Raw genomic sequence first — 21,551 nt, 5'->3', positions numbered from 1 at the left:
CCAGGTGCCTGGCGATGGGCTCTCCTTGCCGCACTCATTGATCCAGGCGTGGACGGCGACCGCCGGCCTTGCGCCTCAGAGGTGACTACTCCCTTATGCTCCCCTATCCTTCCCTTTCAGGGTCCTTATAGGGAAGGAAGGTGCCTTCATGGAGACGGTCCACGTCTACGAGGGGGAGGGGGAGCCGCTCCGCAGTACGAGCGACGCCCTCGACCTCATCGCCGCCGCCTGGGAGGCGGGAGCCGCCTGGGTGGCCGTGCCCGCCCACCGGCTGCACGACGACTTCTTCCGGCTGCGTACCGGCGTGGCGGGCGAGATGGTGCAGAAGTTTACGAACTACCGCATCGGGCTGGCGATCGTCGGTGACGTCAGCCGCCACACCGCCGCGAGCTCCGCCTTGCAAGCATGGGTGTACGAGTCGAACCGGGGAACCCACCTCTGGTTCGTCGGCGACCTGGCGGAGCTGACGGCGCGCCTCGGCCCGGCCGTCGGCGAGGCGGGCGCGGGTCAGCCGTCGAGCCGGTAGAGCCGGAAGAAGTCGTTCTCCACCGGCAGCACCGTGCACGCCGAGAAGCCGGCCTCGTCCGCGTACGCGCGGACCCGGTCCGCGCGCAGCACCGTGCCGGTGGCCGCCGACGGCTGCTCGACGAGCTGGGTCGGCAGGCAGTGCGTGACGCTCCAGCCGTACATCATCCGCTCCACCTCGTCCCCGGGCGCCGTGAACCCGTCGGCCACCCGCTCGTCCACCACCAGCACGGCGCCGCCCGCCGCGAGCGACTCACGCGCCGCCCGCAGGAACTCCACCGGCCGGGCCAGGTCGTGCAGCGCCTCCAGGACGACGACCAGGTCGTACGGGCCGGTCTCCGGCAGCCGGGCGGCGTCGCCGTGCATCAGCCGCACGTGGTCGTCCACGCCGGCGCGCTCGGCGTGGACCCGCGCGTCGGCGATGGACGCGGCGTCCGCGTCCACCCCGTCCACCAGCGCGTTCGGGAAAGCGCGCGCCAGCGCGATCGTCGACCATCCTTGCCCGCACCCGGCGTCGGCGATGCGCGGGTGCGGCGCGTCCCGCAGGCGGGCGACGATGTCGGGCATGGCGGCCAGCCAGTCGGTGGGCAGCTCGTGGGTGAAGGCCGGCCGGTTCATGTGGCCCTGCCCGTAGCGGAACGGGGCGCCGTACGACTCGTAGGGGACACCCGCGCCTGTGCGGTACGCCTGAGCCACCTCCGTGATCACGCCGCCGACACCGGCGAGCAGGTGGGCGAACGGCGCGAGGTGCGCGGGGTCCTCGGCCTCCAGCAGGACGCGGGCGTGCGCCGGGTCCAGCCGGTAGCGGCGCTCGTCGGCGGGCAGATCCGGGTCCGTCTCCAGGAACCCCGCCACGGCCTGCTGCTCCAGCCACTCGACGGCGTACCGTGGCGCGATCCCGGCGTGTTCGCTCAGCTCCGCGGCCGTCAGCGGACCCTGCTCCCGCAGCACCCGGTACAGGCCGAGCTCGCTGCCCAGATAGACGGAGTAGAGCTCGATCGCGCCGAGCGCGGCCGAGAACAGGCGGTCGGCGAGACGGCTGGTGCGGTCGGTGTCGCCGTAGGCGTCGACGGTGTTCATGACGATCCCCCCTGAACCGAAACAGGCGCCGCCGGCATCGGTGGCGCGCGCCCGGCCGCCGGGAAAGCACGCACAACGCCGGCGCCGGGCCTGCCCTCTACGGCCAACGCTAGCCGGGAGGCCACCACCGCAACAGCCCTGACCTGGGGTTATCTGGCGGCTTCGACGCCGTCCAGGATGAGCCCGAGCCCGGCCAGGAAGGTTCTCCTCGCCGCGGGCTCCAAGTAGGGGCCGCCCTCGCCGGGCGGGGAGGGCGGCGGCTCGTCCAACTCCGGCGGGGAGGGCGACGGCTCGCTCTCCAGCCACACCACCTCCGGGAACCGGTCGGCGAAGTCCGGCGCCACCTCCTTCAGCATCCCGGCGCGGTCGAGCCACCACTCCCGGTCGCCCACGCCCGTCGCCGTCGCGGCCTGCCGGGACTCGGCGATCGTCGCGGCGGCGCCCCGGATGAAGTGGAACAGCGTCCCCACCAGGCTCCGCAGCGGCTCACGGCCGAGCCCGGTCGCGCGCAGGAGGCGCAGCAGCGTGTCGAGCATCGCGTACTCGTGGGGCCCCAGCACCGGCCGGACCTGCGACACCTGGAGCGTCCACGGGTGGCGCAGGTACAGCTCGCACACGTCCTGCGCCCACGCGGTGACGGCCTTCCGCCAGCCCCGCCCCAGGTCGTAGCCGGTGGGCAGCTCGGCGTGCACCTGGTCGTACATGAGGTCCAGCAGTTCGCCCTTGCCCGGCACATACGTGTAGAGCGCCATGGCCGTCCGGCCGAGCCGCTCGCCCACGGCCCGCATGGACAGCGCCGCCATGCCCTGCTCGTCGGCCACGGCGATGGCCGCGTCCACGATCATGTCGATGGTCAGCCCCGGCTTCGGCCCGGGCCGCGCGCCCCCGTCACCGCCCGGTGCGGCTCCGGCGCGCCACAGCAGCGCCATCGATCGGCGCGTGTCCCCCTGGCCGGCGAAGACCGCCACGTCCGCCCCCCTCATCTCCGTACGCCGTAAGGGTATCGGGCTCCCGCCGGAGCGCACGCTCACCTGCCGGTGGCCGCGCGGAGGAGGGCCAGCGCGGCCTCGCGCGCCTGCTCGGCCGCGCCGGGAACGCCGTGGTGATCGGCGACCACGGTGGCTCCCTCCACCAGCATGAGCAGTTGCCGGGCGAGCGCGGGCGGGTCGGCCGCCCCGGCGCGGGCCGCGATGCCGGACAGGAGCTCCAGGTGCCGGTCGAGGTGCCGGGCCGCCAGCTCGCGGGCGTGCCCGTCATGACGCTGGACCGACGCGTTCACGATCGCACAACCCCGGAACCCCGGCTCGGCGTACCACCGCCCCAGCGCGTCGAACGCCGCCGCCACCTGGGTGGCGGGATCGGGTCCCGCGGCCGCGACGGCAGCGCGCAGCCACGCCGACACCCGGTCGCTGCGGGCTTCCAGCATCGCCCGCACGAGCCCGTCCTTGGAGCCGAAGTGCCGGTACAGCGTCTCCTTCGACACGCCCGCCCGCTCGCACAGCTCGGCCACGCCGACCCGGTCGAGGCCGCGTTCGTAGAGCACCTCGGTGGCCAACTGGAGGATTCCCTCGCGCGTCCGCGCGGGGTCGAGGGTCGCGCCCTTCTCAACCGGCATGCCTCGGATCGTACCGATCGGTTCGCCATGATGCGCCGGTCACCTTCACCCGTCCTGATCCGTCATAGCGGCGACGACGTTCACCCCGGACGTTCACCCTGGAAGGAAGACCGTCATGGAAGCCAAGGGATCGCGCCTGCCCAACCCCGTCACGTTCGTCCCCGACCTGGCGGAGATCGGCGGAGCCCTGTTCAAGGCCACGGGCAACGGATCGGTGCCGCAGTCCACGATCGGCCTGATGCAGCTGCGCGCCGGCCAGCTCGTCGGCAGCACGTACCTGGCGGTCCTGCACAGCGGCAACCTGCGCAGGGCGGGGGAGTCCGAGGAGCGGATCGCCGCCGTGGCGTCCTGGCGGGACGCGCCGTACTTCACCGACGCCGAGCGCTCAGCGCTGGCCCTGGCGGAGGCCGTCCTCACCCCGAACCCGCACGGTGAGCGCGTGTCCGACGATCTGTACGCCCAGGCGTCGGAGCACTACGACGACAAGGCGCTCACCACGTTGACGATGGCGATCGGCCAGGTCTGCTTCTTCGTCCCCCTCGCCCTCATCGGCAAGCCGCTGCCCGGCAGGTCTGCGGCCGAGCAGTGGACGTAGACCGGTCCGGTGGGGGCCGGAGGGCGGGGCACGGTCGTGTGTGTCCCGCCGCCGGTTGCCCCGGCCTGCGCGGCCAGATCGGGCCCACGCCGACCGGCACACCCGCTGCGGGCTCTGCGGGCCGACCGTGCCCGGGAGGGCGAACGGCTCTGGTGCGGGTCTGAGGCGGCGTCGGTCGTTCCGGGCGAACAGGAGGCGAAGTGTCGGTCATGTCCACTACGGTCGCCTGGCATGATCATCAGTGGCAGCACGATCGTGCTGGCCGGGCGGTTCGACCGGCTTTCGAAGGACGAGGCCAAGCGCGGCCTGGAGGCGCTGGGCGCGAAGGTGACCGCGTCGGTGTCGGCGAAGACGGACCTGGTCTTCGCCGGGGCCAGGTCGGGGGCCAAGGCGGGTCCGGCGGCGGTGCGCGGCATTCCGATCCACGACGAGGACGCGCTGGTGGCCGTGCTCGACGGGCGGGAGCCCGGCACCGCACCGCCGTCACCGCCGTTCACCGGCGTCCCGCGACCGGTCGCCGGGACGTCCGGCCGCCCTGAGCCGCACCACCGGGACAGGCGGCGGGGCTCAGGGGCGGGGGCTCAGGCGGGGCGTGGTCAGCCGGCCGCCACGGTGCGCGGCTCCCAGGAGAAGACGCCCCGGGCCGCCGGGTCGGCGGTGACCCGCAACCAGGAGGTGGCGGTGTCGCCGAACGTCTCCAGCCGGGTGAGGTTGGGCACCCCGGCGTAGCCGCGCTCCTCCTCGTAGACGTGCTCGTCGCCGTGGACCAGCAGCACCGGCTTGCCGTACGCGCGGGACCGCTCCGCGATCCGGGCCCGGATCCGGGCGAAGCCAGGGGTGTCCAGCGGCTCGGCCTGCATCATCAGCAGCACTCCGGGCGCCCGGGTGCGGGTCGCCGTGGCGAAGGCGGTGTCGATCCAGTCGAGCGCGGCCGCGGTGCGGGCCGCCACTTCGGCCGTGCGCTCCTCGGGCCGGTCGCCGCCGGCCAGCCCGGTCCAGGGGGCGAGCCCGTTCTCGCTGCCGACCACGTGGACGGTCGCGAACACCACCCGGCCCCGCGTGAACAGCACGTTCTCCCGGTAGTCGCGGTGACGCGGGTCGCGGGCCTGGGTTCGCACGCCCATGGGGTGCCCGCCGAGCGTCCGCCCGGCGACCGGGAAGAAGACGCGGCGGACGGCCTGGAGCCGTTCGGTGGGCAGGTAGCTCCCGGCGGCGGGGCGGTGGCAGTCGGTCCACTCGTTGTCGCCGGGGGTCAGCACGAACGGGTCGTCGAACGTGCCGAACAGCTTCGCCAGAGTGGCGAAGCGGGCGTCGTCGCAGGTGGAGGAGCCGTTCTTGACGTCTCCCGCGTGCAGGACGAACCTGACGCCCGGGTCGGCGTCGACGGCCTCGACCAGGGCAGGGAGGGCGGCCTGCTGGGCGTCGCCGTAGGGGGTGTCGCCGATCAGGGCGAAGGAGACCGCCTGCCCATCGGCGGGTGACCCGGCCGGCGATGCGGCGTGCGCCGTGGAGGGGACCACGACGGAGGCGGCCAGGGAGGCGGCGGCGAGCGCCGCCGCGAGGAGGGTTGTGCGCATGCGTGATTGTCCGCACACTCCCCGCACCTGCCGGTGACGCGGAGTGGACGGCCCGGCGAACCCTGGCCGACAAGGCGGGTCGGGTGAGCCGTGACGGGACGCACCGGAGGGGCCGCGAGGGGGGTGGAGCCCCCATGTCCTCTGACGCCGGGTGCGGCCGGGAGGCACACCCGCCCGGATTCATAGTTAGGAAAATTTCCTAACTATCTTGACGTGGTCCCGGCCGCTTGCCACGATCCAGGCAAGCGGCTTGGCGCGGCGCCCCCTGCGGCGTGACGCGCTCAGACACTGACCCGGCCGCGCATTCCATGCTGACGACCCATGGAGCACTGCCGTGTACATCTCGGGTGTCAAGTCCGGTGTCAAGGTGTCCCGACTCGGCCTCGCAGTGCCCGCCAACGTCCTGGCGCTCGGCACGGTCAGCCTGGTGACCGACGTCTCCTCCGAGATGGTCACCGCGGTCCTGCCCTTCTACCTCGTGCTCTCGCTGGGGTTGAGCCCGCTGGCCTTCGGCCTGGTGGACGGCCTCTACTTCGGCGTGACGGCGGTGTTGCGGCTGGCCGGCGCGCATCTCGCCGACCGGCTGCAACGGCGCAAGCTGGTCGCGGGCCTCGGATACGCGCTGTCGGCGGCGTGCCGGCTGGCGCTGCCGGCGGCGGGCGGCTCGGCCGCCCTGATCGGCGCGGTGGTGGCGGCCGACCGGACCGGCAAGGGCCTGCGCACCGCCCCGCGTGACGCGCTGATCTCGCTCAGCGCCGATCCCGGGCGGCTCGGCCAGGCGTTCGGCGTGCACCGGGCCATGGACACCGCCGGGGCGTTCCTCGGCCCGCTGGTCGCCTTCGCGGTGCTCGGCGCGAGCGGCGCCTACGACGCGGTGTTCGCGGTGAGCTTCGCGGTCGCCCTGCTGGGTGTGCTGATCTTCGTGCTCTACGTCCGCGACCGGCGGGAAGCCGCACCGCCCCCGGCGACGATCCGGCCCGCGTGGGCGCTGCTCGGCGATGCGCGGTTCCGGCGGCTGTGCCTGGCGGCATGCGGCCTGGGGCTGGTGACGGTCAGCGACGCCTTCGTCTACCTGCTGCTGCAACGGAACACCGGGCTGGCGACCGAGCACCTTCCGTTGCTGCCCCTGGGCACCGCGGCGGTGTACGTGCTGCTCGCCGTACCCCTGGGCAGGCTCGCCGACCGGGTGGGCAGGGGCACGGTGTTCGTGCTCGGCCACCTGGCGCTCGTGGCCGTCTACGGCGCGCTCGCGGCGTCGGGGCCGTACTGGCTGGTCCTGCCGCTGCTCGGCCTCTTCTACGCCGCGACCGACGGGGTGATCATGGCCGCCGCCGGGCCGCTGCTGCCCGCCGGGTCACGCACGAGCGGGCTGGCCCTGCTGCAGACCGGCCAGGCCCTCGCCCGCATGCTCTCCTCCATCCTGTACGGCGCCGCCTGGGCGGCGTTCGGCCACGTACCCGGCCTGGTCGCGATGGGCGTGGGCGTGATGGCATGCCTGTCGCTCTGGAAGGTGGTCCGATGAGGCGCGGGGTGATCCTGCTCGTCGCGGCACTCGTGCTGGGCGGTGCCACGGCCGGCTACACCCTGTGGCCCGACCGCTCGGCGCCCGCCGCCGGCCGGAGCACGCTCGACCTGGCCAGGCCCGGCCGGCTCCTGGTCAGGGACCGGGCCACCGGCCTGGTGCGCGGCAGCCGGACCCGATGCGACCGTTTCGCCGCGGCGCGCGGCACGGGCGTGTGCCTGCTCGCCCGGCCCGGAGCGGTTCCGACGACGTACGCGCTGATCCTCGACCGCGCCATGAGGCCGACCCGGCGCGTCAAGCTCGCCGGGATTCCCAGCAGGGCGCGCGTCTCCGGCAGCGGCAGGATGATCTCCTGGACGGTCTTCGTCACCGGCGACTCCTACAACGGCGGCGCCTTCTCCACCCGGACCGGGCTGCTCGACACCCGGACCGGGAACGTGACCGTCAGCATCGAGGAGATCCCGCTGGTCAAGGACGGCCGCCGGTACCACTCCGCGGACGTGAACTACTGGGGCCTCACCTTCGCACCGGACGACAGCCGCTTCTACGCCACGATCGCGACCAGGGGGAAGACCTATCTCGTCGAGGGCGACTACGCCCGCTGGCAGGCCAGGGTGCTCCGGGAGAACGCCGAGTGCCCGTCGCTGTCCCCGGACGGCGGGAGGCTCGTCTACAAGAAGCGCACGCCGTCAGGCGCGTGGCGCCTGCACGCGCTGGACCTGGCCACCCACCGCGAGATCCCGCTCGCCGAGACCGCCGACGTGGACGACCAGGCGGCGTGGCTCGACGCCGGGACCGTCATGTACGGCAAGGGCCGCGACGTCTGGGCGGTGCCTGCCGACGGGAGCGGCAGTCCCCGCCTGCTGGCCACCGAAGCCTCCTCACCCACGATCACCTGAAGGGAGAACGGAGTGTTATCCAAACGGATCAGAGCAGCCGCGGCGCTGCTCGCGGCGGGCATGCTGCTCCAGATCGGGCAGGCCGCGCCCGGCCACGCGGCCGACGGGCTCATCTCGCGGGACAAGCCCGCCACCGCGTCCTCGGTGGAGGATGCGACGCTCACCGCCGACAAGGCCGTGGACGGCGGCACCACGACGCGGTGGGCCTCGGCGGAAGGAGCCGACCCCCAGTGGATCAGTGTGGACCTGGGCGGCTCGGCGACGATCAGCCGGGTGCGGCTGTCCTGGGAGGTCGCCTACGCGAAGGCGTACCGGGTGCAGGTGTCGGCCGACGGGACGTCCTGGACCACCCTGTACTCGACATCCGCCGGCGACGGCGGCGTCGACGACCTGACCGTGTCCGGGAGCGGGCGCTACGTACGGGTGTACGGCACGGCGCGGGCCACCCCCTACGGCTACTCGCTGTGGGAGCTGGAGGTCTACGGCGAGGGCGGCGGCAACGGCAACGGCTCGTTCGTCGTCGCGGCGGCGGGCGACATCGCCGGCACCTGCCGCGCCGCCGACGGCACCGCCTGCGCGCACGAGCGCACCGCCCGGCTGGTCGAGTCGATCAACCCCGTCTACGTGCTGACCATGGGCGACAACCAGTACGACGACGGGCGGCTGTCGGAGTACCGGTCCTTCTACGCCACCACCTGGGGGCGCTTCAAGAACAAGACCAGACCCACGCCGGGCAACCACGAGTACTACGACCCGGCCGGAGGAGCCGCCGGATACAAGGCGTACTTCGGCTCCGTCGCCACCCCCGACGGCAAGACCTACTACAGCTTCGACCACGGCAACTGGCACTTCGTCGCCCTCGACTCCGAGCAGTCCATGTCCGCCGGCTCGGCCCAGGTGACCTGGCTGAAGAACGACCTCGCCCGGAACACCAGGAAGTGCATCGCCGCCTACTGGCACCACCCGCTGTTCAACTCCGGCAGCAAGGGTTACAACCCCGTCAGCCTGCCGGCGTGGCGCGCGCTCCACGCCGCGGGCGCCGACCTGATCCTCACCGGCCACGACCACGTCTACGAGCGGTTCCGCCCGCAGGACCCCGACGGCAAGGCCACCCCGGCCGGGCCGCTGGCCGTCACCGCGGGCCTCGGCGGCGCCGACACCTACACCTTCGAGCACGAGGTACACCCCAACAGCCTGGTACGCCTGACCAACCTGCACGGCGTACTGAAGCTGACCCTGACCGACACCGCCTTCTCCGGCCAACTCGTCCAGGACGACGGCCGGATCAGGGACACGATCCCCGCGACCGCCTGCCACTGATCCCACGGCCGAAAGGGGTCCGCGCCGCCCACCCGCCCCGCTCCCGGCCGCCCCGCTCCCGGCCGGGCCGCTCCCGGCCGGGCCGCTCCCGGCCGGGCCGCTCCCGGCCGGGCCGCTCCCGGCCAGGCGGCTCGCTCTCGGCCGGGCGGCCCGCTCCCGCCGTCCGCGGCGAAGGAGCGGACCTCCCGGCCGAGGTGACACTGCGCGCGGAGGTCGTGGCCTGCGGGTGCGGGGGTGCGCACCCGCGTTCGTTCCGTCTGCTCCAGGAGGATTTCCGTTGACCAGATCCGTTGTGGCCGCGGTGGCGCTGGCCGTCCTGACCACGGGGACCCCCGTGATGGCGGAGCCGTCCGGCTTCGTCCGCGTCGACCAGGTGGGCTTCGCCTCGGGTGAGGCCAAGCACGCGTCCTTCATGTCCGCATCGCCCGCCGCAGGCGCGCGCTTCGCGGTCGTCGACCGTGGTGGCCGGGTCGTCCTTCGCGGCACGGCGGGGCGCGACCTCGGCTCGTGGAACGCCGGGTATCCCCACGTCCACGCCCTCGACCTGAGCTCGCTCCGCACGCCGGGCAGCTACCGGATCAAGGTGGGCACCGCCACGTCCGTCGCGTTCGAGGTGACGCCGTCCCGGTTCCCTGCGGGGCCCGCCGCCAAGATCGTCACCTTCCTCGGCCGCCAGCGCGACGGGGCCCACGCCCTGCGCGCGCCGAGCCACCTCAACGACCGGGCCGCCTCCGTCTACGAGTGGCCGGTCTTCACCGGGCCGGACACCGACCAGATCACGGGCGAGCTGAAGCGGATCGGCGGGCCGGTCGACGTCGAGGGCGGCTGGTTCGACGCGGGCGACTACCTGAAGTTCACGCACATCCTCGCCTACGTCGACACGCTGCTGTGGGCTGCCCAGCGGGACGGCGGCCCCGACCCCCGTCTGCGCCGCGAAGCCCGCCACGGCCTGAGCTACCTGGACAAGATGTGGGACGAGACCTCCAGGACGCTCTACATCCAGGTCGGCATCGGAGCGGGCGACGCCGAAGGCACCTTCGTCGGCGACCACGACATCTGGCGCCTCCCCGAGGCCGACGACCGCGACACCGCGCCCGGCCGCCGGTTCATCCGTCAGCGCCCCGTCTTCCGCGCCGCGCCGCCGGGCGAGCCGATCAGCCCCAACCTGGCCGGCCGTACCGCCGCGGCCTTCGCGCTGGCCGCCCAGGTGGAGCCGTCCCGCGCACGCGCCGGCCGCCTGCTGGAACAGGCGGCCTCCATCTACGCCATGGCCAGGACCGCCGAGGTGGGCGAACTGGTCACCTCGCTGCCGCACGCCTTCTACCCCGAGAGCGTCTGGCGCGACGACATGGAGCTGGGCGGGGCCGAACTGGCGCTCGCGGCGTTGCGCCTGGGCGATCCCCGCGCGTCGCAGTGGCTGGCGGAGGCGGCCCGCTGGGCGTCGCAGTACCTGCGGCACGAGTCCGGCGACACGCTGAACCTGTACGACGTGAGCGCCCTGGCCCACACGGACCTGGTGCAGGCGATGCGGAAGGCGCGCGCCACCGGCCTGGCCGTCACCGAAGCGGACCTCATCGGCGGGCTCCGGGCCCAGCTGGACATCGGCGCCCGGCGGGCGGCGGCCGACCCGTTCCGCGCCGGGGCGCGCCACGACCAGTTCGACTCGGTGCCGCGCACGTTCGGGCTGGCCGCGACCTCACGGCTGTACCGGAGCCTCACCGCGGACACCGCGTACGACGCCTTCGGCACGGCGCAGCGCAACTGGGCGCTGGGCGGCAACCCGTGGGGCGTCTCCTTCGTCGCCGGGGTCGGCGAGAACTCCATCACGTGCCCGCACCACCAGATCTCCAACCTCACCGGAGAGCCGGCGACCGGCGCGGTGGTGAACGGCCCCAACAACGCGTCGCTGTTCGAGGGCGGGCTGGGCGACCACTTCGACGAGATGGCCAGGTGCCCGGCCGACGGCGCGGACCGCTACGCCCCGTTCACCGGGCGCGACAGCCGCTTCGTGGACGACGTGCGTTCCTGGCAGGCCTCCGAACCGGCCGACGACTTCGCCGCGATCGCGCTCTACGCGCTCACGCTGATGTCGAAGAGCGGCAGTTGAGAAGATCTCGGCATGGAATTCGACGATCCCGCCGGCATGCTCCGCATATGTACCGAACGGCTCGGCGAGCAGGCCGGCCGGCAGTTCGCGGCCATGGCCCGCCGCGGCTTCCGGCTGGCCCCTCCGGCAGCCGACGCCCCGGCCACCGGCCGATGCCGGCTCGGCGGCCCCGCCCTGCTCGAATCGGGCAGCCTCTGGCCCGAATTCGGCGGCTTCCCGCTGTCCTTGCACGTGGTACTCGACACCGACGCCCTCGCCCCCTGGCTCGGGGACGAACTGCCCACGCGACCGGGCCTGCTCAACTTCTTCCACCTCGATCTGGACCTGCCGTTCGACGAGTATCGAGAGCTGGACCTGTTCGCGCCAGAAGCGTGTCGCGTGATTCCCGCCGATCCGGCACGGGCGGTCGAGACGACCGCGCCTGAACCGGCGAGGAGCTATCCGGCCACACCTGTCCACGCGGCTCAGGTGACCATGCTCCCGGGCTGCTGGGACGTCGAGGACGGCGACGTCGAGTTCGACCGGGACGAGCACTGGGGCGCGCCGTCGCTCATCCTCGACAAGATGGACGGCCTCGACGCGAACACCGCCGGTGGCCACCGTGCCTTCGGCTGGCCCGACACCTCCTATGCGTCCCGGGTGACCGTCCGCGACGCCGACGGCCCCGCGATCCACCTGCTCCAGCTCGGAGAGGATGCAGAGCTCGGCTGGGGCTGGGGCGATGCCGGAACGATGTACTTCACCATCCCGGCGAAGGCGTTCGCGGCGGGGGACTTCGGCAAGGCCGAGGCGAACCTGCGCTGCTGCTGAGCCCTTGACTGGTCGTCTCGGGACTCGACCATGCGGCCTGACCGCAGCACGTGGGTCGGCACGCCGGCTCTGGACCTGCTGCATGTGAACCGCCTGGGAGCGCCCTGGTGGGGGCGTGGCGGGTCAGCGGCTGCGTGGGGTGACCAGGCCGGTCTCGTACGCGAGGACCACCAGTTGGGCGCGGTCTCGGGCGTGCAGTTTGGTCATGGCGCGGCTGACGTGGGTCTTGGCCGTGGTCGGGCTGATCACCATGTGGGCGGCGATCTCGTCGTTGGACAGGCCCCGGGCGACGAGGGCCGTCACCTCGCGTTCGCGGTTGGTGAGAGCATCCAGCCCCGACGGGTGCGGCTCGGGCCTGCGGGCGACGTACTCGGCGATGAGGCGGCGCGTGATGGACGGGGACAGCAGGGCGTCGCCCCGGGCCGCCACCCGCACCCCCTGGAGCAGGTCGGCCGGCTCGGTGTCCTTCACCATGAACCCGCCCGCGCCGGCCCGCAGGGCGTTGAAGACGTACTCGTCGAGGCCGTAGTTGGTCAGGATCACGACGTGGACGCCGCTCAGCCGCTCGTCGGAGGCGATCCGCCGGGTCGCCTCGATGCCGTCCATCACCGGCATCTGCACGTCGACGAGCGCCACGTCCGGCCGGTGCTCCAGCGCGAGGGCCACGGCCTGCGCGCCGTCGGCGGCCTCCGCCACGACCTCGATGTCCTCCTCGGCGCTCAGCAGCGCGCGGAATCCGGCGCGGATCAGCGACTGGTCGTCGGCGAGCAGGACCCGGATCACGCGGTTTCCTCCAGTGAGGGCGGGGGTGTGGACGGGCCCTCTTCCTTGTGCGCGGTGGCGCGCCGGTCTGAGGTGGGGTGGTCGGGGGCGGACTGGCGAGAGGCGGACCGGTCGAGGGCGGGCCGGTCGGAGGTGGGGTGGTCGGGCGTGGGTCGTTCACGGGTGGGAGCGGGGTGGGCGGTGGCGGTGAGGGGGAGGTCGGCGCGTACGGTGAAGCCGCCGCCGGGGCGGGGAGCCGCTTCGAGATGGCCGCTCAGAGCGGTCACCCGTTCGCGCATGCCCAGCAGCCCGACGCCGGGCACGGGCTGGTCCTCCGGGGAGGCGTGGCCGTCGTCGTCCACCTGGACGAGCAGGTTGTCGTCGCCGTAGCGCACCCACACCGACGCGGACGCGGGCCCGGCATGCCGGGAGACGTTCGTGAGGGACTCCTGGACGATGCGGTAGGCGGCACGGTCCACCTCGGTGGGCAGGGCACGCCGGTCGCCGTCGATGGTGACAGTGGTGGGCAGGCCGGCGTCGCGGGCCCGCTTCACCAGGTCGTCGAGGCGGTCCAGCCCGCTGCCCGGTGGGTCGTCGGCGGCGTCGCGCAGCACCTCCAGAGTCGCCCGCAGCTCGCGCATCGCCTCTCCGCTCGCCTCCTGGATTGCCAGGAGCGCTTGCGGGACCTCCTCACCGCGCTTGCGCGCCAGGTGAACGGCCACCCCCGCCTGCACCTTGATGATGGAGATGCTGTGGGTGAGCGAGTCGTGCAACTCCCTGGCGATGCGCAACCGCTCCTCGCCGGCGCGGCGCAGCGCGGCCTCCTCGCGGGTGCGTTCGGCGTCGGCGGCTCGCTGCTCGACCTGCAGCAGGTAGGCGCGCCAGTTGCGGGCGGCGATGCCCGCGACTCCGGCAGCCATGAACCAGCCGAGCAGCAGAACCGTCGCCTCGACCAGCGGCTGCGGCGCCTGGCCGGAGCCGGCGGCCAGAGCGTCGGCCAGGTCGGTGGCCAGCCCGCCGCCGAGGAACGCGACCGCCGCCGTCACGGCGGCCACCCGGTGCCCGGTCGCCACTGCGGCGAACAAGGCGACCAGCACCGGGAAGGTCGCCGACGGGCCGGGGTCGGCACGAACGGAGTAGAGCAGCATGCACGCGGTCGCGGCGGCCAGGGCCACGAGGGGTGCCCGCCGGCAGACGACCAGCACCAGCGAGCCCGCGAGGACGAGCACGTGGTCGAAGGGGCGGGTGGCGGGAGACGACAGCGCACCCGCCTCCAGGAGGGCGGCGATCACCAGCACGGGCACCGCGTCGCGGAGGCTCAGGGTCTGCCTCAGGTCGGCAGGCACTCGCCCGGCGTGGGCCCGCGATCGGCCGGTCTCGGTCGATGCTTCCACCGGGTGGGTGGGGGGCCGCCGCGTCTCGGCGTGCGTCTCGTCCGGGTCGGTGCGCGCCTGCCGCTTCGTGGAGGAGGTCTCACCCCGTGTGGGGGCATGCTCGTCCGCGGCCGGAGGGGTGCCGGTCGGGGCGGACGGCCGGGCCGCGCCGGTGGAACGCTCGGAACTCACGCCTTGCACAGTAAAGCCATGGCTGGCGCGGTGGCGTCAGACCACGGTGTGATTCTGGAGGTACTCCCGCCGCAGTAGTCGGGCCGTCCCTACCCCGAGGCGCACAGCCGCAGGTGTCTCCCACCGCAGGACGACCCCGGGCAGGCGCGGCGGTCACGATCGGAGCCATGCATCCGACCCTGACCCACGCCGCCTGCCACGAGCTGCGCGCCGCCTTCGACGGGCCCGTCCATCTGCCGGGCGACGACGGCTACGACACCGCGCGGCAGGCCTGGAACCGCGCCATCGACCCCCGTCCCGCCGTCGTCGTCGAAGCGACGCACGCCGGGGACGTGCGCGCCGCCGTCGTCGCCGCGCGCGAGCACGGCCTGCCCCTCACCGTCCAGTCCACCGGCCACGGAACGCACCTGCCCGCCGACGGCGGCCTGCTGCTCAGGACCGGACGTATGACCGGCGTCCGCGTCGATCCGGAACGCCGCACCGCCAGGGCCGGCGCCGGCGCCCTCTGGTCCGACGTGATCGCCGCCTGCGCCCCGTACGGCCTCGCGCCCGTCTCCGGCACGCCCGCGATCGGCGTCGCCGGGTACACGCTGGGCGGGGGCACCGGCTGGCTGTCGCGCCTGTACGGCTACGCGGCGGACAACCTGCTGAGCGCCCGCCTCGTCACCGCCGACGGCGAGACGGTCACCGCCGGTGCGGAGGAGCACCCGGACCTGTTCTGGGCGCTGCGTGGCGGGGGCGGCAACTTCGGGCTCGTGACAGAGCTGGAGTTCCGGCTGTACCCGGTGGCCGAGGTGTACGCGGGGATGTCACTGCATTCCGTGGAACGGGCGGCGGACACGCTCGCCCGCTACCGGGAGTGGGCCCTGACCGAGCCCGACGAGCTGAACACCTCCGTCATCCTCATGCGGATGCCCGACGCGGCGGGCACGCCGGGCGGGTGGGCGCTGGCCGTGCGCGCCATCCACGCGGGCGGGGCCGACAGTGCGCGGCGGCACCTGGAGCCGCTGCTGGAGGCCGCCGGGCCGGCCGTGATGGGCGGGTTCGGCGCGATGACGTTCGCGGAGGCGGTCCCGGCGTTCGGCGGTCCGCCGCCCGCGCCGATGGCCGTCGAACAGCACCTCGACCTGCTGCGTCAGGTGCCCGACGACGCGATCGAGACCATGCTGGCGGCGGCGCGGAGCGCGGGGCCGGGGGAGGAGGGCCCTGGAGCGGGTCCCGGGCGGGGCTCGGAGCCGGGCCCGGGGGAGGACCGGGGGTCGCGGCTGATGGCGATCGAGCTGCGGCACTGGGGCGGGGCGATGGCGCGGCCCGCCCCGGACGCCGGCCCGGTCGGCCACCGCGACGTGCCCTTCTCGGTGATCACGACCGCCGTGCCCACCCCGCCCGCCGACCCGCCCGCCGACCCGCCCGCTGCCCGAGGCGGGTCGTCCGGCGGTCCTGGGCTGCGTGAGGTGGTCGCGGCGTTGCGCCCGCACGCCACCGGAGGCTCGTTCCTGAACTTCCTCACCGACCCGGCCCGCACCCGTGACGCCTACACCCCCGCCGACCACATCCGCCTGACCCAGGTGAAGAAGGAGTGGGACCCGGACAACCTCTTCGGCCGCGTGCACAACATCCCACCGGCCTGACCTCAGCCGAGGGCCGGCGGGGGCGAGAAGGCATTGGCCGGCTCCGGGCGGCGCAGGCCAGGAGCCGGCCGAGGACGACGGGTCAGGTTCGGGCGAGGAGATCGTGCAGCGGGGTGTAGGGGTCGGGCAAGCCGAAACCGGCGGGGCCGAAGCACGCCAGCGCCTCCGGCGTGCGCATGATCGGTGGTGTGGAGATGCCGTACACCGTCAGCCGCTGGCCGTAGGCCAGCGACTCGGTCGGGATCGGCGCGCCACTCTCGCTGTTGAGCGTACAGATGAGGTCGGGCACGATGGCGATCACCGTGCCGTTGCGGCGGGCGACGAGGTGCTCGTTCTGGAACGTGATCTCCAGGACGTCACCCGGACCCTCCGCGGATTCCAGCAGCGCCTTGCCCCGGGCGAAACCGTCGACGGTGCGCCGCTCCACGTCCACGACCTTGCCACGGAACAGGACCACGCCAAGGCTGTAGATGGTGCCGGCCAGCATGTCGGTCAGCGCGTCGAACGGGTCGGCGTGGCTGGCGCGAGCCTGGCGCAACGCCTGGCCGATGTCGCGGCACAGCGACAACGTGCCGTGGACCGAGGTGCGGCGGACCTCGGCGGTGTCCATCGGGTAGTCGGTGATGTAGGAGGCCCCGCCCATCTGGATCGTGAGGGCCCGGGCCAGCTGCTCCATCCTCTTGTTGTCGGTGGCGTCGATGATGCAGGTGTCGCCGTGGTCGGAGGCGATGGCCATCGGCGAGCCGGACACCCCCAGCACGCCGAAGGTCTGCATCTGCAGTTCGGGGAAGGCGCGGCCCATGCCGTCGGCGTCCACCACCGGCAGGCCGAGCTGGGCGCCGAGCATGAGCGGGATCATGCTGTTGAGTCCGCCGCACTCGGTGGGCATGACGGCGGCGGCCGTGCGGCCGAGGTGGGCCTCCAGCGCGCGGAAGGCGGCGACGTTGCCGTCCCCGGACGGGAGTTTCTCCACGAACACGGTGGGCGCGCCCATCATGGACGAGGGCAGTACGAGCGCGTCGTCGGGCAGTTCGTCGACATCGATGATGTGGACGGTGCGGCCTGCGTGGAGTTGCCTTTCGACCAGGAGACGGCCGATGTAGGGGTCTCCGCCGCCGCCGGTGCCGAGGACGGCGGCGCCCTCGGCCAGGTCGTGCAGGCCCTGCAGGGTCAGGTCGTAGCCCACTGGCCGTTCTCCTCCTTGGTGTGCGCGCGGTCGAGGTCGAGGTCGCCGACGGCGCGGGCGATGACGCGTACGGCGTTGCCGGGCAGGTAGGTGACGTGGATCTCGTCGACGTGCACGATCTCGACGCTCTCGGGGGCGGCTCCGGCGGAGACGGCCAGGTCGACGGCCTCGGCGCGGGCCTGGTCCAGGACGTCGTCGCGGGTGAGCCGGGAGCTGGTGACGAACAGGCGGTCGACCTCACCGCCGATCTGGCCGATGGCGGCGCCGATGGCGTTGGCGACGCCGTGGTGCTCCGGGATGCGCACCTCGGGGACGCCGGGCAGCGTGGGCGGCATGAGGATGCTGCCGCCGCCGACGATGATGACCGGCAGCGGCTCGGCGGTCAGCCGCATCTGATCGACCAGGGCGGCGACGCGGTCGGCCATCCAGGCCGTGCCTAGCCGTACGAGATCGCGGTCGAGGTGGCGGACGAGCGCGGGGTCGCCGATGTCGGCCAGTCCGGCGGCGACGGCCAGGTCGGTCGCGGTGAGGGTGTGACCGCCGAAGATCAGGGCCTCCTCGGTGAGCCGGTAGCCGACCGAGTCGGGGCCGACCCGCAGATCAGGCCTGCGGGTGACGCGGCTGCCGCCGCCCAGACCGACGGAGACGACATCCGGCATGCGGAAGTTGGTGCGCACCCCGGCGATGTCCACGTCCGTGCCGGCCTGGCGAGGGTAGCCGCCGCTGAGCACGCCGACGTCGGCGGTGGTGCCGCCGATGTCGACCACCGCGGCGTCGGCCAGGCCGGCCAGGAAGGCGGCGCCGCGCATGCTGTTGGTCGGGCCGGAGGCGAAGGTGCGCACCGGGTAGCGGCGAGTGTATTCGGCGTCCATGAGGGTGCCGTCGTTCTGCGACAGGAACAGCGGCGCGCTGACTCCGACGGCGTGCAGGGCGGAGGTGAAGGCGTCGACGATCTCGTCGGCCAGGTCCAGCAGGCAGGCGTTGACGATGGTGGCGTTCTCCCGCTCCAGCAAGCGGATGCGGCCGATCTGGTGGGACAGGCTGACGCGCAGGTGAGGCAGCTCGGCGCGCAGGATGTCGGCGGCGGCGAGCTCGTCCTCGGCGGTGACGGGGGAGAAGACGGAGCTGATCGCCACCGTGGTGATGTCGGCGGCGGCCAGCTCGTCGGCTGCCCGTCTGAGCTCGTCGGGGTCGAGCGGGGAGATGGGGCGGCCGTCGAACTCGTGGCCGCCGTGGCACAGGTGCACGCTGGGCCGGACGGCCTCCAGCAGCTCCGCCGGCCAGCCGGTGGCCGGGGGGAGAGCGGCCGTGGCCGGCAGCGCCAGCCGGATGACGCCGGTGCGAGCCAGGCGGCGCCGGGTGACCAGGGCGTTGGTGAAGTGGGTGGTGCCGATCATGACGGCGCTCACCTGCGCGCGGTCGAGGCCGCTGCGGTCGAGCAGTTGCTGCAGCGCTTCGACGACGCCGCGGGTCACGTCGGCGGTCGTCGCGGTCTTGATCTCGGCCATGACGGTCATGTCGTGGCCGAGGAGGACGGCATCGGTATGGGTGCCGCCGACGTCGATCCCTATGCGCACGGCTGGGTGCTCCTGTCTGCGGGGAGGGGAAGTGCCGGGAAGGGCATGCTCCGGCGCGGATTCATGATCGAGGCTTCGGACCGGTCAGGCCGAGCCGGCCCGCGGCGGCGTAGAGGACGAAGGCGGCCAGCAGCGCGTTGAGCGCCGGGATGCCCCAGGCGAGGAAGTGGCCGGCCAGCGCGGAGAGCACCCAGATCACCAGAGCGGCGGGCGCCCAGCCGGGCGCGTGCGCGGGCAGCTCGCCTCGTTCGCGGGTGGCCTCCAGGTCCGGCCGCCAGGTGCGTACCACGAAGTACTCGGCGACCATGATGCCGGCGATCGGCGGGATCGCGACGCCGAGCAGGACCAGGAATCCCACCAGGTGGTCGGCGATGCCGAGGGCGGCCAGCGCGGTGCCCACCACGCCCAGGGCGACGGTCACCGCGGCGCGGCCCGCCCTGACGCCGAAAGCGGTGTGCAGCGTGTTGGTCACCCCCAGGCTGGCCGCGTACAGGTTCCAGTCGTTCGTCTTGAACGTCGCGGAGACCAGGACGAGCACGCCGACGGTGCCGGAGGTGGTGGTGACGATGGTGACCACGTCGCCGGTGCGCAGCGCGTGGGCCAGCAGCACGCCGACCAGCGCGAGCACGTACTCGCCCAGGCTGATGCCGATCACGGTCTGCTTGACCACGTCGGCCGCGCTGCGGTTGAACCGGCACATGTCCGGGCTGATCACGGCGCCGACGATGAACCCGCCCGCCACCAAGGTCGCGCCCTGGGCCAGACTCATCGGCGGCCCCGCCGGAGCGGAGGTGAGCAGCTCGCCCAACGGCCGCTGCGCGAGCTCGACGGCGATGGCCCAGCCGGCCAGCGCGAGGAAGGCCGGGACGGTGATCCACGCCGTCCACGCCATGCCGGCGAAGCCGTGCACGACGATCGCGGTGATCGCCAGCCCGCCGACGATGGCCCAGATCCACGCCGGGGAGCCACCCAGCAGCGCCGAGACGCCCTGGGCGAGCACGGCCGACTGCACGCCGAACCAGCCCAGCAGGCAGACGGCGATCACCAGGCCGACCAGACCGGAGCCGTACCGGCCGAAGCCGGCCCAGCGGGCCAGAAGGCTGGTGGACAGGCCCTCGCGCATGCCGGCGATGCCGAGCGCGATGGCCACGAGTTCCAGGATGGCGGCGCCGAGGGTGACGGCCAGCACGGCCTGCCAGAAGCCCATGCCCATGCCGAGGGTGGCACCCAGCAGGAACTGCGACAAGGCCGACAGCAGGCCGAAGCGCTGCACGGCGATGGTGGTCCAGCCGTAGCGGGCGGCGGGTGGGACACGTTCCAGGGCGTAGTCGTCCCGGGCGAGGCCGGTGTCGGTGTCTAATGCGGCAACGTCGGTGGGGGGTTGCGACATCGTGCGTCCCTTCAGGGAGTGATGTGCCGGTGGACAGTGTGACGTTAGACACGGGACACCCCCGACGAGAAGAGGCGTGGCGCATGATCGTGAGGCACGCCACTGACTGACCAGCAGAACCGTTCTGGTCAGTTAGTGGATTAGGTTGTAGGAGAACCTGAGGAGGAGCGTCATGACGGACACGTACAAGGGCGGCCGCGCGCTGGTGGTCGGGCTGGGAATCGCGGGCATCGCCACCGCGGTGCGGCTGCACCAGATCGGCTGGGAGCCGGTGATCGTGGAACGGGCGGCCGGGCGCCGTTCGAACGGGTACTTCATCATGCTGTTCGGCACCGGCGTCGCCTCCGCCCGGCGGCTGGGCGTGCTCGACGCGATCGGCAACCGCGGCAACGCGAACCTCGCGATGTACGAGATCGACCGGGCCGGGCGCCGTCGCCCGGGGATGAGCCCGGCCGCTCTGCCTGGAGGACCCCGCCAACTGCTGCGCGGTGATGTGGAGCAAGGGCTGTTCTCAGCGCTGCCGGACGACGTGGAGATCCGCTACTCCACCGTGCCCACCCACATCACCCAGGACGAGCAGGCGGCGGAGGTCACTCTCCACGACACCGCCACCGATGCCACCGTCACCGAGCGCTTCGACCTGGTGGTGGGCGCCGACGGGATGCGCTCCACGGTACGCAGGCTGGCCTTCGGCCCGCAGGAGCACCTGCATGCGCTGAACTACATGATCGGCGCCACCGTCCTGGACGGACCGGTCGAGGGCTACGCCCAGCACGAAGGGCTGGTGCTGGCCGAGCCGGGCCGCTCGGTGTGGACCTTCCCCTTCTCCGACCACGCCCCGGGCCTGCTGTTCTCCTACCGCACAGGCGACATCGACGCCGAGTTCCGGCGCCGGCCGATCGAGTCCGTCCGCGCCGCCTACGGCCCCGAGCCCACCGGCCCCCTGCTGGACCACCTGATGACGCGCTTCGAGCAAGCGCCGGAGTTCCTGTTCGACTCCGTGCACCAGGTCAAGATGCCACGCTGGCACCGGGGCCGGGTTGTCCTCATCGGAGACGCCGCCTGGTGCCTGACCCTCTACTCGGGGATGGGCGCCTCCAGCGGCATCGCCGGCGGCGACCTGCTCGGCACCATGCTCCAGCGCCACGCCGGCGACCTCTCGGGCGCGCTGCAGGCGTGGGAGGCGCAGATGCGGCCGTTCATCGGCTACCAGCAGGACAACATCCTGTCCATGCGCCGGCTGTTCACCCCCGACGACCGCAAGGAGCAGATCCTGCGCACCGGAATGCTGCGCCTGATGAGCACCCCGGGCATCAGCAGAGCCATGGGCAAGATAATGGCCAAGGACATGCAGGCCAAAAACGTCGACGTCGCCGCCTGAGCACAGCCG

At 73.1% G+C, this 21,551-nt stretch carries 18 protein-coding genes and 1 pseudogene; 10 read left to right on the top strand and 9 right to left on the bottom strand.

The window, feature by feature from the left end; translation table 11 throughout:
* The first annotated feature begins 148 nt into the window (after positions 1-148).
* Positions 149-526: a DUF4180 domain-containing protein gene (locus FHU36_RS23265; RefSeq protein ID WP_185086020.1), complete on the top strand. Its 378-nt coding sequence runs from the start codon at positions 149-151 to the stop codon at positions 524-526.
* Here the strand turns inward: FHU36_RS23265 and FHU36_RS23260 are convergent.
* The 3 genes from FHU36_RS23260 to FHU36_RS23250 form a co-directional block, all read right to left on the bottom strand.
* Positions 508-1,605 (bottom strand): class I SAM-dependent methyltransferase, encoded by a 1,098-nt coding sequence (locus FHU36_RS23260; protein WP_185086019.1) that lies wholly within the window; start codon positions 1,603-1,605, stop codon positions 508-510. The genes FHU36_RS23265 and FHU36_RS23260 overlap by 19 nt on opposite strands.
* A 149-nt stretch (positions 1,606-1,754) precedes the next feature.
* Positions 1,755-2,588 (bottom strand): TetR/AcrR family transcriptional regulator, encoded by an 834-nt coding sequence (locus FHU36_RS23255; RefSeq protein ID WP_221496539.1) that lies wholly within the window; start codon positions 2,586-2,588, stop codon positions 1,755-1,757.
* Between the two features lie 44 nt (positions 2,589-2,632).
* On the bottom strand, positions 2,633-3,220 hold the full coding sequence (locus FHU36_RS23250) for a TetR/AcrR family transcriptional regulator (protein WP_185086018.1): 588 nt from the start codon (positions 3,218-3,220) through the stop codon (positions 2,633-2,635).
* A gap of 115 nt (positions 3,221-3,335) precedes the next feature.
* On the opposite strand from FHU36_RS23250, the gene FHU36_RS23245 reads away from it, so the two are divergent.
* Both FHU36_RS23245 and FHU36_RS44760 read left to right on the top strand, forming a co-directional pair.
* Positions 3,336-3,815, top strand: coding sequence for a carboxymuconolactone decarboxylase family protein (locus tag FHU36_RS23245; RefSeq protein WP_185086017.1), 480 nt, complete (start codon positions 3,336-3,338; stop codon positions 3,813-3,815).
* Between the two features lie 231 nt (positions 3,816-4,046).
* A pseudogene (locus FHU36_RS44760) lies at positions 4,047-4,247 on the top strand (BRCT domain-containing protein); the annotation flags it as partial.
* Between the two features lie 164 nt (positions 4,248-4,411).
* Here the strand turns inward: FHU36_RS44760 and FHU36_RS23240 are convergent.
* A complete protein-coding gene (locus tag FHU36_RS23240; RefSeq protein ID WP_185086016.1) occupies positions 4,412-5,392 on the bottom strand; it encodes a metallophosphoesterase in 981 nt (326 codons plus the stop codon).
* A 334-nt stretch (positions 5,393-5,726) separates the two neighbouring features.
* Here FHU36_RS23240 and FHU36_RS23235 point away from each other — a divergent pair, with 334 nt between their 5' ends.
* The 5 genes from FHU36_RS23235 (at position 5,727) to FHU36_RS23215 (ending at position 12,050) form a co-directional block, all read left to right on the top strand.
* Positions 5,727-6,914: an MFS transporter gene (locus tag FHU36_RS23235; protein ID WP_185086015.1), complete on the top strand. Its 1,188-nt coding sequence runs from the start codon at positions 5,727-5,729 to the stop codon at positions 6,912-6,914.
* Positions 6,911-7,813 carry a hypothetical protein gene (locus FHU36_RS23230; protein WP_185086014.1) on the top strand — a complete coding sequence of 301 codons (903 nt, stop codon included), beginning with the start codon at positions 6,911-6,913 and terminating at the stop codon, positions 7,811-7,813. The genes FHU36_RS23235 and FHU36_RS23230 overlap by 4 nt, the downstream gene beginning before the upstream one ends.
* A gap of 12 nt (positions 7,814-7,825) precedes the next feature.
* On the top strand, positions 7,826-9,133 hold the full coding sequence (locus FHU36_RS23225) for a discoidin domain-containing protein (RefSeq protein WP_312891756.1): 1,308 nt from the start codon (positions 7,826-7,828) through the stop codon (positions 9,131-9,133).
* 277 nt (positions 9,134-9,410) lie between these two features.
* Complete coding sequence (locus tag FHU36_RS23220) at positions 9,411-11,240, top strand: glycoside hydrolase family 9 protein (protein ID WP_246502543.1); 1,830 nt, start codon at positions 9,411-9,413, stop codon at positions 11,238-11,240.
* Positions 11,241-11,252: 12 nt separating this feature from the next.
* The gene (locus tag FHU36_RS23215) at positions 11,253-12,050 is read left to right on the top strand and encodes a DUF1963 domain-containing protein (protein ID WP_185086013.1); all 798 of its coding nucleotides are present in this window, start codon (positions 11,253-11,255) and stop codon (positions 12,048-12,050) included.
* A gap of 123 nt (positions 12,051-12,173) precedes the next feature.
* Here FHU36_RS23215 and FHU36_RS23210 read toward each other — a convergent pair whose 3' ends face one another.
* Together FHU36_RS23210 and FHU36_RS46500 are read right to left on the bottom strand one after the other, a co-directional pair.
* The gene (locus FHU36_RS23210) at positions 12,174-12,833 is read right to left on the bottom strand and encodes a response regulator (RefSeq protein ID WP_185086012.1); all 660 of its coding nucleotides are present in this window, start codon (positions 12,831-12,833) and stop codon (positions 12,174-12,176) included.
* Positions 12,830-14,377 carry a sensor histidine kinase gene (locus tag FHU36_RS46500; RefSeq protein WP_312891755.1) on the bottom strand — a complete coding sequence of 516 codons (1,548 nt, stop codon included), beginning with the start codon at positions 14,375-14,377 and terminating at the stop codon, positions 12,830-12,832. The genes FHU36_RS23210 and FHU36_RS46500 overlap by 4 nt, the downstream gene beginning before the upstream one ends.
* Before the next feature lie 167 nt (positions 14,378-14,544).
* On the opposite strand from FHU36_RS46500, the gene FHU36_RS45820 reads away from it, so the two are divergent.
* Positions 14,545-16,008, top strand: coding sequence for an FAD-binding oxidoreductase (locus FHU36_RS45820; protein ID WP_185086011.1), 1,464 nt, complete (start codon positions 14,545-14,547; stop codon positions 16,006-16,008).
* Positions 16,009-16,090: 82 nt separating this feature from the next.
* On the opposite strand, the gene FHU36_RS23195 is transcribed toward FHU36_RS45820, so the two are convergent.
* The 3 genes from FHU36_RS23195 to FHU36_RS23185 form a co-directional block, all read right to left on the bottom strand.
* Positions 16,091-17,194 carry an S-methyl thiohydantoin desulfurase family protein gene (locus FHU36_RS23195; RefSeq protein ID WP_185086010.1) on the bottom strand — a complete coding sequence of 368 codons (1,104 nt, stop codon included), beginning with the start codon at positions 17,192-17,194 and terminating at the stop codon, positions 16,091-16,093.
* Complete coding sequence (locus FHU36_RS46495; protein ID WP_185086009.1) at positions 17,179-18,771, bottom strand: hydantoinase/oxoprolinase N-terminal domain-containing protein; 1,593 nt, start codon at positions 18,769-18,771, stop codon at positions 17,179-17,181. Before FHU36_RS46495 ends, FHU36_RS23195 begins: the two co-directional genes overlap by 16 nt.
* A 61-nt stretch (positions 18,772-18,832) precedes the next feature.
* Positions 18,833-20,161 carry a purine-cytosine permease family protein gene (locus FHU36_RS23185; protein ID WP_185086008.1) on the bottom strand — a complete coding sequence of 443 codons (1,329 nt, stop codon included), beginning with the start codon at positions 20,159-20,161 and terminating at the stop codon, positions 18,833-18,835.
* A gap of 172 nt (positions 20,162-20,333) precedes the next feature.
* Here FHU36_RS23185 and FHU36_RS23180 point away from each other — a divergent pair, with 172 nt between their 5' ends.
* On the top strand, positions 20,334-21,542 hold the full coding sequence (locus FHU36_RS23180) for an FAD-dependent monooxygenase (protein WP_185086007.1): 1,209 nt from the start codon (positions 20,334-20,336) through the stop codon (positions 21,540-21,542).
* Positions 21,543-21,551 lie beyond the last annotated feature (9 nt).

This window comes from Nonomuraea muscovyensis, assembly GCF_014207745.1.
Lineage (GTDB): Bacteria > Actinomycetota > Actinomycetes > Streptosporangiales > Streptosporangiaceae > Nonomuraea > Nonomuraea muscovyensis.
Note: the sequence above shows the minus strand (reverse complement) of the source record. Positions and strands in the feature narration are given on the sequence as shown.